The sequence below is a fragment of the Leptolyngbya sp. FACHB-1624 genome, from assembly GCF_047649235.1.
GTDB lineage: Bacteria > Cyanobacteriota > Cyanobacteriia > Leptolyngbyales > Leptolyngbyaceae > Leptolyngbya > Leptolyngbya boryana.
The window spans coordinates 1,138,574-1,150,975 of the sequence record NZ_CP180258.1 but is presented as its reverse complement, the minus strand read 5'-3'; the positions used below and the strand labels follow the sequence as shown (position 1 = coordinate 1,150,975).

8 protein-coding genes and 1 pseudogene are annotated in these 12,402 nt (G+C 48.0%); 4 read left to right on the top strand and 5 right to left on the bottom strand.

The window, feature by feature from the left end:
- The first annotated feature begins 117 nt into the window (after positions 1 to 117).
- From hetL to ACMUEV_RS05185, 3 genes and pseudogenes are all read left to right on the top strand, one after another.
- Positions 118 to 831 carry a heterocyst differentiation pentapeptide repeat protein HetL gene (gene hetL / locus ACMUEV_RS05195; RefSeq protein ID WP_190650744.1) on the top strand — a complete coding sequence of 238 codons (714 nt, stop codon included), beginning with the start codon at positions 118 to 120 and terminating at the stop codon, positions 829 to 831.
- A 112-nt stretch (positions 832 to 943) separates the two neighbouring features.
- A pseudogene (gene hemF / locus ACMUEV_RS05190) lies at positions 944 to 1,966 on the top strand (oxygen-dependent coproporphyrinogen oxidase); the annotation flags it as partial.
- A 440-nt stretch (positions 1,967 to 2,406) separates the two neighbouring features.
- Positions 2,407 to 3,231, top strand: coding sequence for an acyl-CoA desaturase (locus ACMUEV_RS05185; protein ID WP_190650746.1), 825 nt, complete (start codon positions 2,407 to 2,409; stop codon positions 3,229 to 3,231).
- A gap of 150 nt (positions 3,232 to 3,381) precedes the next feature.
- On the opposite strand, the gene ACMUEV_RS05180 is transcribed toward ACMUEV_RS05185, so the two are convergent.
- Complete coding sequence (locus ACMUEV_RS05180; RefSeq protein WP_415354614.1) at positions 3,382 to 4,173, bottom strand: IS5 family transposase; 792 nt, start codon at positions 4,171 to 4,173, stop codon at positions 3,382 to 3,384.
- A 372-nt stretch (positions 4,174 to 4,545) separates the two neighbouring features.
- Here ACMUEV_RS05180 and ACMUEV_RS05175 point away from each other — a divergent pair, with 372 nt between their 5' ends.
- Entirely contained in the window at positions 4,546 to 5,103 is a 558-nt protein-coding gene (locus ACMUEV_RS05175; RefSeq protein WP_017290332.1) for a pentapeptide repeat-containing protein, read from the top strand.
- A 106-nt stretch (positions 5,104 to 5,209) separates the two neighbouring features.
- On the opposite strand, the gene katG is transcribed toward ACMUEV_RS05175, so the two are convergent.
- The 4 genes from katG to ACMUEV_RS05155 form a co-directional block, all read right to left on the bottom strand.
- The gene (katG, locus tag ACMUEV_RS05170; protein ID WP_190653408.1) at positions 5,210 to 7,438 is read right to left on the bottom strand and encodes a catalase/peroxidase HPI; all 2,229 of its coding nucleotides are present in this window, start codon (positions 7,436 to 7,438) and stop codon (positions 5,210 to 5,212) included.
- 705 nt (positions 7,439 to 8,143) lie between these two features.
- The gene (locus tag ACMUEV_RS05165) at positions 8,144 to 8,968 is read right to left on the bottom strand and encodes an SDR family oxidoreductase (protein ID WP_190653409.1); all 825 of its coding nucleotides are present in this window, start codon (positions 8,966 to 8,968) and stop codon (positions 8,144 to 8,146) included.
- Complete coding sequence (locus tag ACMUEV_RS05160; protein WP_190653410.1) at positions 8,965 to 9,912, bottom strand: class I SAM-dependent methyltransferase; 948 nt, start codon at positions 9,910 to 9,912, stop codon at positions 8,965 to 8,967. Before ACMUEV_RS05160 ends, ACMUEV_RS05165 begins: the two co-directional genes overlap by 4 nt.
- A 58-nt stretch (positions 9,913 to 9,970) precedes the next feature.
- The gene (locus ACMUEV_RS05155) at positions 9,971 to 12,316 is read right to left on the bottom strand and encodes a tetratricopeptide repeat protein (protein WP_190653411.1); all 2,346 of its coding nucleotides are present in this window, start codon (positions 12,314 to 12,316) and stop codon (positions 9,971 to 9,973) included.
- Positions 12,317 to 12,402 lie beyond the last annotated feature (86 nt).

Genomic DNA, 12,402 nt, shown 5'->3' with positions numbered 1-12,402 from the left:
GAATTTTTCGAGAGTATAGTCATGCTCGAAGAAAACATCGTATCTGGGGTGGGCTGTATTCCAGCACTCACAGCATAAGATGAAGAATGAAACTACGATCGAGGAAGAGTGAACGCGATGAAAGTAGATGAGCTACTCAAACGATATGACACTGGAGAACGCAACTTTCAGCGCATTGCTTTACAAGATGCTGAGCTAACCAATGCGAACTTGAGCCGAGCCGATTTTAGTCATGCAGATCTACGTCAGACGCGACTCGGCAAAATTAACTTTCATCAAGCTTGTCTGCGCGAAGCAAACTTAAGTGAAGCAATTCTTTGGGGAACTGATTTAAGTGAAGCAGATTTATATCGAGTCAGTTTACGTGAGGCTGATCTCACGGGAGCCAAGTTAGTCCACGCTCGATTAGATGAAGCCAATTTAGTGAAAGCGAGTTTATGCGGTGCAAATCTCACTCATGCCAAGCTCTCACACGCATTGTTAATTGAAGCGGATCTTCGCCCTAGTTCTGACCAGCGAACGGATCTCGGATTTGCAGTGTTGAGTGGTGCAGATTTGAGCTATGCCGATTTAGGGGCTGTAGTACTTCATCATGCGGATCTAGATGGTGCGAAGCTATGTCGAGCAAATTTGAGTCGCAGATTGCTCTGGGGAGATTTGATTACGGACTTGAGTGCATCAAGTTTGCGCGGGGCTGATTTAAGTTATGCGAACTTGAGCGGCGCAAACCTATGCAATGCGAATTTGCAAGGTGCAGATCTGACGGGAACCGATTTGACCGATGCAGATTTGCAAGGCGCAATTATGCCCGATGGAAGCGTGCATGATTAGAGCCTTTCTAGCTCGTTTGATGATTTAACGCTTTGTATTAAGTTTTGAAACAGTTTTGTAGTTAATCAGTTTGATAACCATAAAGTGATTAAAGCAACTCACTACCCCTGCTATGGCTAGAAATACTCTTTTGCAATCCACTTCTTCGACAAACTCTCTGCCCCCTGTAGACTCACGGCAGAGAGCAAAACAATTTGTCCAGAACCTACAAGATGAAATTTGTGCTGCACTAGAGCAACTAGATGGAGAAGCAAAATTTCAAGAAGACCATTGGGAACGCACCGAAGGCGGCGAGGGAAGGACTCGCGTGATTCGCGATGGGCGAGTGTTTGAACAAGGTGGCGTGAACTTTTCTGAGGTTTGGGGTGAAAGTTTGCCCCCCTCTATTCTGGCACAGCGTCCAGAGGCTGCTGGACAGCCTTTCTTCGCCACTGGAATCTCAATGGTACTGCATCCTCGCAACCCTTATGTTCCGACTGTTCACCTCAACTATCGCTACTTTGAAGCAGGTTCGATTTGGTGGTTTGGCGGCGGTGCAGATTTAACACCGTACTATCCTTTCGCAGAAGATGCTATTCACTTCCATCAAACCCTAAAAAATGCCTGCGATGCCCATCATCCGGCTTACTATTCTGCCTTCAAATTGTGGTGTGACGAGTATTTTTACTTGCGTCATCGTCAAGAGCAGCGAGGTATTGGCGGCATCTTCTTCGATTACCAGGATGGTAATGGATCGCTTTATGTTGGATCACAATCAGAGTCACTCGCTGCACAATATAGTCAGCAAGTTGGTTCTGTTCCTCGGACTTGGGAAGAACTTTTTGCCTTCGTTCAAAGCTGTGGGAATGCGTTTCTTCCTGCTTACTTACCGATTGCACAAAAACGCCAATCAATGAACTATGGCGATCGCGAACGCAATTTCCAACTTTACCGCCGAGGACGCTATGCCGAATTTAATTTGGTCTACGATCGTGGCACTGTATTCGGCTTGCAAACGAATGGACGGACTGAATCGATTCTCATGTCATTGCCACCCCTGGCGCGATGGGAATATGCCTACGAGTCGGAACCGGGTAGTCCAGAAGCTGAACTGACCGAAGTCTTTCTCAAGCCGCAAGATTGGGCAAATCAAGCACCAGAATCGACGCTGGCACAAAAGCGACTCCAAGCCCAGCAACTTCGATTTAAGTTTGCTCATCAGCTTCGGGATGTTTATCATCAGTTTTTTGATGAGCTAGCACAAGCAGACTTACCAGACGGCGAAATTGCACATCTGAGCCAGGAACTTCTGCGATCGCGTCAAGAAGGACTGAAAAATCTGATTACTGTCGATGAACTCAATCGCTATAGCAATCTCTATCCAGAAGATGTCTAAGCGCTAAGCTTAATGCAAAAGATCATGGAGTGATGAGCATTCCATGATTCTGCTGCCATTCTTTACTGGCTAGTGATGCAGTGAATTAATGAGTTCTGAACGAGCTGTTCGCTATCCAGCGATCTCAGCACTGCGACAAGCTTCAGTAACGTCATAGGAATGGCTCTAATTGACTGATAGTGTGGTTGAGGAAGAACGTTATGTCATCTGAATCTTTATTGTCAAGGTCTAATCCGCCTTTGAATTGGGGAACCGTCGCATTTTTTGCACTGATTCATGCCCTTGCACTGCTAGCGCCTTGGTTCTTTTCATGGTCGGCTTTGGGGACAATGCTAGTGCTTCATTGGTTCTTTGGCAGCATTGGGATTTGTCTGGGGTATCATCGCCTATTGAGCCATCGAAGTTTTCAAGTTCCGAAAGGGTTGGAATATGCGATCGCACTGATTGGTGCTTTAGCTTTACAAGGCGGACCAATTTTTTGGGTAGCTGGGCATCGCTTACATCATGCTCATACAGAAGATGAAGAGAAAGATCCTTACTCTGCTCGGCGAGGCTTCTGGTGGAGCCATATGCTGTGGATCTTCTATCCTCATGCTGAGTTTTTTGACTATGAGCAATATAAACGCTTTGCGCCAGATCTCGCGCGCGATCCATTCTATTGCTGGTTGAATCGTTACTTTGTTCTCCTACAGCTTCCGCTCGGACTCTTGCTCTATATGATTGGCGGTTGGTCGTTCGTGATTTATGGCATGTTTGTCAGAGCGGTGCTGCTCTGGCATAGTACTTGGTTTATTAATTCTGTGACGCATGTTTGGGGATATCGATCGTTTGATATTCCCGATGGCTCTCGAAATTTATGGTGGGCAGCAATTCTGACCTATGGTGAAGGGTGGCATAACAATCATCATGCTTATCCTCATGTAGCGAAAGCAGGATGGCGCTGGTGGGAAATCGATGTAACGTGGTGGGCAATTTGGCTGCTTAGACAGGTTGGGTTAGCTCAAAAAGTTATCCTGCCCCCTTAGCTGCGGGAAATTCTTCCTCACAGGCTCCTTATGTCCCTCTTCTGTTCCTCTGCGAATGAAAAAATTGACGAAAATTAAATAGGTCTGCCGAGTCTGACTTTCGGGGGTGAGTTCTTAGAGGGTGTTTTAAAAGTCGGAGTCGGTCAAATTTTATGCCAATCTCCTAACCATGATCCGAATCATTGCTAAGTAAATCCAAGTCTCTGAAGTTTCTGGAAGTAACTCATAATCCCGAACTAAGCGACGACAGTGCATCAGCCAGCCCAGAGTTCGTTCCACCACCCATCGCTTTTTGAGCAGGACAAAGCCTTTGGTTTGTTCCGGGCGTAAGACCACTTGGACAATCCAACGACAGATGGTGACCACCCAGTGCATAAAGGGAAAGCCATCGAAGCCGCCATCCACCCAAATCGTGTGTAGACGAGACACGGCTTTCCCGCGTTGTCGCACCCGCTGGAGAACAGTTTTGCCGCCGGCGCGTTCTGGGGTGCTGGCAGCAGTGACAAAGACCCGTAAGATCAATCCCAGCGTATCGACCGTGATGAATCGCTTGCGCCCTTTGATCACCTTACCTGCATCAAATCCGATTGCTGCATGCACTCCTGCCGCACTTTTCACGCTTTGGCTATCGACAATTGCTTCAGATGGGCTCGGAGAGCGCCCGACTTCGATGCGGATGCAGCGATAGAGACGGTCGTGAATGCTCAACCAGGTTCCATCCTTACGCCAATTACGAAAGTAAGTGTAGACCGTTTGCCAAGCTGGAAAATCTCCAGGTAACGCTCGCCACCGCACTCCTTCGACTAAAACATAAAAAATTGCATTGAGAATGTCCCATAAGTCTACTTCTCGCGGTCGTCCCCCTGGTTTTGCATCAGGTAGCAGGTCGCTCAACAATTCATATTGGGCAGGAGTGAGGTTACTGGGATACGATTTACTCATGTAGCTCTCTCGGTGCTGTGCTTTTACGTATTTACAGCTTATGACCGGAGAGCTTTTTTACAGCCTCAATTGTCTTTTAAAACATCCTCTTACACGGATAGGGTTAGGCTATAGGTTCAGCCCATCGCGCCCTTTGATGCCTTGATTGATTGTCGATTTCAAGTCAGAATCAGTCAAAAAGATTAAGTAACCCGAAAGAATTGCCTTAACTAAAAACGCTACAACATCGGATGGATGTGAATCGGAAGTATTAAGAAGTGTTTTGATTGCGGGGCGTATGACAACAGGTAGACGCTTTTCGTCGTGAGAACCCATACACTCAAACTTTACAAAAGCCGAAGAAAGCGACATAAGGGGACTAGGAGGTTTGCGATGGTACAACCGATAGACGTTCAGCAACTACAGCAGCGGTATGAAAGTGGCGATCGCGACTTTAGTAACGTAGATCTCGCAGAAGCAGATTTATCAGGGGTGAATCTCAGTAATGCCGTGTTCGCAGGTGCTAACTTAGAAGGCGCGAGCCTAAGAAACGCGACCTTGATCAATGCTGACTTCAGCAGCACCGACCTGAGTGGGGCAGACCTAGCGGGAGCCGATTTGACAGGGGCAAATCTCAGTAATGCCATGCTAGGAGGCACAATTTTAGAAGGCGCATTGCTCGATCGCGCGGATTTGAGCAATGCCGATCTCGAAGTAGCAAATCTCATTCAAGCGACTTTAACCCAGGCAGATCTCAATCAAGCCATACTGAGTGGTGCAAACTTAGAGGCTGCGGATTTGAGTGAAGCAGACCTCGCCAATGCTGAACTAGAGCAAGCAAATCTAACAGATGCTTCTCTAGAGAATGCTAACCTGAGCGGCGCAGACCTCAAAGACACGACGCTCAAGGGCACGATGCTAGAAGGCGATGATCCTAGCCTCGCAACCTGAATGCAATTGTGATTTCAATGTGCTCTCTCGATCAGTTCTCGAAATGAGAATTCTTGAGGTAAGCCCTTGGGAGAAAGAGTGGCTTACCTCGGAGGATGAGTGATGCTTAGAAGCCCCTCGCAGCGCTTTTCGCCGAAACCGCACGAAGATCATAGCGATCGAGGTTCATCACCTTGTTCCACGCTGCCACGAAGTCCTGCACAAATTTCGGTTGCGAGTCCTCCGCGCCATAGACTTCTGCAAGCGCGCGAAGCTGAGAATTTGACCCAAAGATAAGGTCAACGCGGGTCGCAGTCCATTTGGGTTCACCCGTTTTGCGATCGCTCCCCTCGAACTCATACTCATCTTCAGAAGTCGCCTTCCATGTCGTGCCTAAGTCGAGCAGGTTGACGAAGAAGTCATTAGTCAACGTCTCGGGTCGATGGGTGAAGACACCCTGTTTGGCTCCTCCAAAGTTCGCCCCCAAGACGCGCAAGCCGCCCAAGAGAGCCGTCATCTGAGGGGCTGATAGAGACAACAATTGTGCTCGATCGACCAGCAACTCTTCGAGCGATTCGCTGTGGTTGCCGCTAGAGTAGTTGCGAAACCCGTCTGCCGTTGGCTCGAGCACAGCGAAGGACTCGACGTCTGTTTTCTCTTGCACCGCATCCGTGCGTCCCGGCTGGAAGGGAACCGTTACGTCATGACCCGCATTTTTTGCAGCTTGTTCAATGCCTGCACATCCGCCCAGAACGATCAAGTCAGCAAGCGAAACCTGCTTCCCGCTAGACTGCGAGGTGTTGAACTCCTGTTGGATCGCTTCTAACGTTTGGATTACTGTTGCCAATTGGGCGGGTTCATTGACTTTCCAATCCTTCTGCGGCGCGAGACGAATGCGCCCTCCGTTCGCTCCACCCCGCATATCAGAGCAGCGAAACGTTGATGCTGATGCCCAAGCCGTTGAAACCAGTTGGGAAACAGATAGTCCCGAAGCCAGAATCTTGCCTTTGAGAGTGGCAATGTCCGACTCATTGATCAATTCATGGTCAACTGTGGGGATAGGATCTTGCCACAAGAATTCTTCCTCAGGAACTTCTGAACCGAGATAACGCGATCGTGGTCCCATGTCGCGGTGTGTCAACTTGAACCATGCTTTGGCGAACGCATCTGCAAACTCATTCGGGTTCTCATAGTAACGCCGTGAAATCGGCTCATAGGTAGGATCCATCCTCATTGCCATGTCGGCTGTGGTCATCATGGGAGCATGCCGTTTTGATGGATCATGTGCATCCGGCACTGTATTTGCACCAGCACCATTCTTAGGCATCCATTGATGCGCGCCAGCAGGACTCTTTGTCAATTCCCACTCATAGTTAAATAGGTTCTCGAAGTAGTTGTTATCCCACTGAGTCGGATGAGTAGTCCATGCACCTTCGATCCCACTGGTGATTGCATCGACACCGATACCCGTGTTGAAGGTGCTCTTCCAGCCCAGTCCCTGATCGATTATAGTCGCACCTCCAGGTTCAGCACCAACATGCGATGGATCGCCCGCACCGTGACATTTGCCAAAGGTATGTCCGCCCGCCACCAGCGCGACTGTCTCTGCATCATTCATCGCCATCCGACCAAAGGTCTCGCGAATATCGCGACCTGAACCCACTGGATCAGGCTCGCCGTCTGGTCCTTCCGGGTTCACATAGATCAGACCCATCTGAACAGCGGCAAGGGGATTCAGCAGAACTCGATCGTCTTGGTAACGCTCATTGCCGAGCCAAGCTTTCTCAGACCCCCAGTAGATGTCTTCCTCGGGCTGCCAGACATCCACGCGTCCGCCAGCAAAGCCCAACGTCTTGAAGCCCATCGACTCTAGAGCGCAGTTGCCCGCAAAGACCATGAGATCAGCCCACGAGATTTTCTTGCCATATTTCTGCTTAATCGGCCAAAGCAACATGCGCGCCTTATCGAGGTTGGCATTGTCTGGCCAACTATTGAGCGGCTCAAAGCGCTGACTACCCGAGCCTGCGCCACCCCGACCATCGCCAATCCGATACGTACCTGCGCTGTGCCAAGCCATTCGGATGAAGAGCGGTCCATAATGACCGTAATCGGCTGGCCACCAGTCCTGAGAGGTCGTCATCAGCTCGTAGATATCTGCTCTAAGGGCAGCTAAATCAAGGCTCTTGAACTCCTCCGCGTAGTTGAATTCCTCACCCATAGGATTTGCCTGGGGGGTATGCTGATGGAGGATGTTCAGATTCAAATAATTTGGCCACCACTCTCGGTTTGTCGGTACATGACGAGGTTGAAGTTTCTGACCTCCACCCATAAATGGACATCCACTTTCGCTGCTCATAGTGTTTTCCTCCTGAGGTGTGTGAATAGATTTTTTTGATGAATTGCCAGTGTTGTAGACAAATAGCACAGATGTAATTACTGGGATAATAGATGAGAAATATAATTGGAGAAGAATATAATTAACGTCATGATTCGAGACGAGAGATAGTAATTTGAAGCCATTGTTTACATGAATAGCTAAAGAGCTAACCTGCCTGTGCTTTAGTTGCGCGCAGATACTACTCCGTTAAGTAGCGTTAAGACTTTCTACAATAGGAATAGAACTAAAGCGCGAGCAGAACATGACCTTCAAAGATGCAAAGAAGTTTGAAGATGGGACGATTCGGTATTAAGTTTCTAATGCTTCCATCTCAGCTTTTGGCGTTGCTGAATGATGGCATGAATTCTGCCCTCATCCCCTAACCCCTTCTCCCAATTTGGGAGAAGGGGAACTAGAATTCTGGCTCCCTCTCCCAATTTGGGAGAGGGTTGGGGTGAGGGCTGCAACCGATTCAAACGAAGAAAACATACTGTGATTCAGCAACGCCCAACTTTTTTGCTGCAACTCTTGGCTTGGGCACATCAAAGCTGGACGATCGAGCAAGCTTATCAGCACCTAAAGGAAGAACTAGGACTGGATCACTTTGTAGGGCGATCTTGGAGAGGGTTGAATCATCTAGTTCTGTGCTTCATGGCATATTGCTTTGGGTCAAGGCGCAGGGATTTACGCAAGAGGGCTATTTTTCTCCGCCTTAACACGCGCAGCATAGGCAGCGATGCGATCGACTAGCCCCGGCGCGATGAGTTTTACCCACGGAATTGCTTTGCCTTTCAAGGTCATCAAATGCTCTCGTTTCCGTTTTTCCATTGCACCCACAATTTGCCGCACACATTCCTCTACAGACATTGTGCCTTGTTCTTCATCGCGAGGACTCTGCCCTAGTAGTTGCCCCTTCCCATCGAAAGCACGTTCTCGAATGTCAGTTGCAACAAATCCCGGAGATACTACTAATACATCGACACCACTCCCTTGCAGTTCAATTCGGAGTGTATCGAAAAAACCTTGCATTGCATGTTTACTCGCCACATATCCTGTGCGTGTCGGAACTCCCGTTTTACCGCAAAGAGAAGAGATCGCAACTAAAAGTCCTTGACTGTGTTTGAGATGAGGTAAAGCAGAATGCGTACAATACACAGCTCCTAGATAGTTCACTCGCATAATCTGATCAAAAGTTGTCAGATCCGTGACTTCCTCAAACCGACAAATCATCGAGATGCCAGCATTGTTAATCAGACCATCAATCTGTCCAAATCTTGCGATCGCAGATTCAATCAGTTTTTGACAGGCTTCCGGTTGAGTCACATCGGTCGGCACTGCTATTGCTTGCCCTCCCTGTGCCATACACAACGCAACCGTTTCTTCTAAAGCGGCTGAATTCCGAGCAGCAAGCACCAAATTTGCGCCCTTTTGAGCGAGGGAGCGCGCTAGCTCTTTCCCAATTCCCGCCGATGCTCCGGTCAGAATGATCGTTTTGTTCTGGAAATTCACGGTTTATGCCCCAAGATTGTGCGATGGCGAGGATCACTCGCCACAGTTTTCACTTGCTCAAACCCAACAGATTCTAGAGCCGCCTCAACATTAAACGTGTAGTAATCATCTGACCAAGGCTCAGTACTTTTCATCAGCGTAAAGAGTACAGGCGGTAGATTCTGAATGACTGGAGACTTGGGATTGTTATCGACGATTGCCAAATGCCCACCCGGACGCAGCAATCGCAATGCTTCTTGAAAAATCGCGATCGTCGCATATCGCGGCAACTCATGCAGCACAAACTGGATCGTGATCAAATCCAATGAGCAATCGGGCAACTCGGTTGCTTCAGCATTGGCATGAATCCATTGACTGATCTCGCGATCGCCATCCCGATACTGAGCGACTGCCAGCATATAAGGGGATAAATCTAGCCCAACCGTGCGAACTTGCTGCTGCTGCCGATTCTGATAGAACCGATGTAGAGCTATAGTAGACAGTCCAATCGAGCAACCGATGTCGAGAATGTCTTGCACAGGCTGTTGAATATTTTGAGCAAGTACCTGATGGAAGCTCCCCCGCAGTCGAGCTTGAGCTTCCTCCCACGTCAGCGGTTCATCCTTCCAGACTCGGAGTGCCATCGCATGAGTCGCAGGTTCTGCCTCAAACGCAGCTTGCCAGCATAGATTCCCGTGCTCGTAAGCATGAAATGGAACTTGATAATAATCAGGATAGCTGACCTTCTGATTTGTAAGTTGAGCAGCAGATTGTTCAATTTCAGCCGCCGCAAATTCTTCAACTCGTTTCCGCCAGGGCACACCGTTTCGTTCAGCCGTTTTAATCAAGACTTGGCGCGCCTGCTGTTTCATCACAGCGTAAACAGGCTGAGTCTGAATCAGCAAATTTACACAACGAGAGAGAAAATCATCGCCAGCCCAAGCAGGCTTACTTTGGAGAGTCATGGTCTTCGAGGTCGCAATGTCCACTCTCAATTAAACCGCAAAGGGCGATGCCGCAATATTAAGCCTCACAAACTAAGTGCAAATCTGGTGTGTCTACGGTCACAAAACGTTTACGGAGTTTATGAATTGCCGCGATCGCATGTTGATGTTTCGCCTGATCGCCTTGTACCGAAAACAACCAAGCGGCCTCTTTCAAATCCCGAATCGCTCCAGTTTTATCACTCACTTTACTGCGAGCTAGCCCTCGATGAAAGTAAGCCACAGCATTCATTGCATCAATACAAATCATGGCAGTAAAATCATCGATCGCACCGAGCGTATTCTCAAATTTCATCCGTGCCAAGCCTCTTTGAAAATAGGCATTCAGACAAGCTGGATCGACTTGAATGGCATAGCTAAAATCATCGATCGCGTTATTTTTCTCACCCATCTGTGCCCAAATGACACCCCGATTACAGTAAGCAATACAGTTGCCCGAATGACTAATCACAGCCCGATTCAAATCTGCGATCGCTTCTGCGTAATTCCCCAATTCAAACTTAATCAGCGCCCGATTGTTATAAGCAATGTAATGGTTTGAATCGAGTTCAACGACTTTAGAATAGTCTTCGATCGCACCTTGAAAATCGCCCATCTCATACCGGGTGATCGCTCGATTCAAATGCGACGTTACATCTTTCGCATCGAGCATCGGCTTGTTAAAGCGATCGACTAATCCCTGAATCACCGTTTGATTTTCAGTCCGAATGCCAAATGCAACTTCAGGAAAGGCAACGCTAGCGGTCGGAATTGGTTGAATTCCAACCACGCCATAGCTGGAATCACAAACCAGGAAATTTTCATTCGTGCCTAAAATCTTAAAATGAAATTGCTCAGAATACTCGCGCTTGAGTTGGGTAAGCTGTTGCAGAATTTGCTTAATATAGCTCTTGGAGGTTGAAGGAGCTTCGCGATCGGAGATCAGTTTTGCTTGTTGCATCGCTTGCCGATCTCCCAAATGTCCCCAACCAATATCAAGCTGTCCTCCCCGATTGAGAAAGTCTTGAAAGCTTTGCATCAGTTCTGCATCTAGCGTTGCCTGGTCGGGGTAAGGGAATACCACAATCACACGAGACTGAGCCGAACTTAATGCTTCTTGTAGCACAGCGCGAGTATTTGAAAACGGATCAGATTGTGCCTGAGATAGGTTAAACATCAATTCATACTCAGATTTTGGCGTATTCACCAGGTCTGAAAGCTGAGCTTCAGTGACTTCTAAACGAGAAGTGAGATACTTCATCTGATTTTGCAATGCTTTTGCATCCAACATTTCAGGCAAACGACCCATCCATTCAGCAAGCTGTTTCTGTTGGCGATCGAGACTGCGGGTATGCTGCTGAACGCTTTCAAATTGCTCTTGCAAATGGCTCAAATGCCCATTGAGCATGGTTTCCATTTCGGTATGCATATCTTTGAGATTTGCACTTTCTTCTAACCGCGCTTCGAGTTGAGCGACGGTATTCTGCAACTGCTCAAGATTGATATTGCTCCCAGGCGAAGCCGGATGTCCGGTGGTCATCCAAGACGATAAAGTTTCCATCTGCTTTCGCATAATGGTATTTACCGATCGCATCGGAACGACTGTTTGCTCTAAAGCTTGATGTTGATGGCGGATTTTTTCAATTTCTGCCATCAGCTTTGCCATATCTCGCCGAGATACCAAATCTCCGACAATTTTGACGAGTCCATCTACTTCTTGCTTTAAGGCAGTCGCATCAAAAGGCGAGGGCAAGCTATTCAACCGCCGATGAATTTGATGAATTTCATCTTGCATCAGCCGCGGAATTACTTGCTTCTGACTGGTCGAAACCTCGCTGAGTTTCGACGCTAATTGCTCCACTTCGGTGCGTAATTCGGCAATCTCACTTTCGGCACTTTCGACGCGATTTGTGGTCACTAACCGATTCAAATACTGCGAAACGGTTGCCATCGATTCTGCTAGCTGAGAGTACTTCGTCTTCAGGTACTCTAATTCTTTTTCAAGCTGTTCATGATCCCGACTTTCGATTGCGCTCAATCGGCTGGAGACATTGTGCTGTAATTGAGCGATCGCGTTATCGTGCCGCTGCTGAATTGTTTTGCGAACGCTGGCAAGATCAACAAAGGTGGGCAGTGTTCGCATTTGCTGATCTAAAGCTTTGATATCATCGGAGAAGCGCTGGTCAAGATGAGCAATGTTACGATTTGCCGCGTTTAGGGTTTCTTTATCAAGACGACGGCGATTTGCAACGTTCAAAAGTAACAGAAAAGACACGGGAGCAGCAGTGAACGCTAATTGTTGAGATGCGATCGATGCGATCGCTCCAACTCCTGAGCCAACTAACGTTAAGGATTCAGCTAGGTTCAACCATTTTCCGTTCTTCATTGTTTTCGCCCCTGAACAAATCACTGAGTAATTAAAAGCACATCTTGATATTGTTCTCTACAGGCGCATCTTCGACGAATCAGGAA

Bases quoted from the DNA above. Each gene is read 5' to 3' on its own strand.
- hetL (WP_190650744.1), top strand. From the start codon at position 118: ATGAAAGTAGATGAGCTACTCAAACGATATGACACTGGAGAACGCAAC.
- ACMUEV_RS05185 (WP_190650746.1), top strand. From the start codon at position 2,407: ATGTCATCTGAATCTTTATTGTCAAGGTCTAATCCGCCTTTGAATTGG.
- ACMUEV_RS05180 (WP_415354614.1), bottom strand. From the start codon at position 4,173: ATGAGTAAATCGTATCCCAGTAACCTCACTCCTGCCCAATATGAATTG.
- ACMUEV_RS05175 (WP_017290332.1), top strand. From the start codon at position 4,546: ATGGTACAACCGATAGACGTTCAGCAACTACAGCAGCGGTATGAAAGT.
- katG (WP_190653408.1), bottom strand. From the start codon at position 7,438: ATGAGCAGCGAAAGTGGATGTCCATTTATGGGTGGAGGTCAGAAACTT.
- ACMUEV_RS05160 (WP_190653410.1), bottom strand. From the start codon at position 9,912: ATGACTCTCCAAAGTAAGCCTGCTTGGGCTGGCGATGATTTTCTCTCT.
- ACMUEV_RS05155 (WP_190653411.1), bottom strand. From the start codon at position 12,316: ATGAAGAACGGAAAATGGTTGAACCTAGCTGAATCCTTAACGTTAGTT.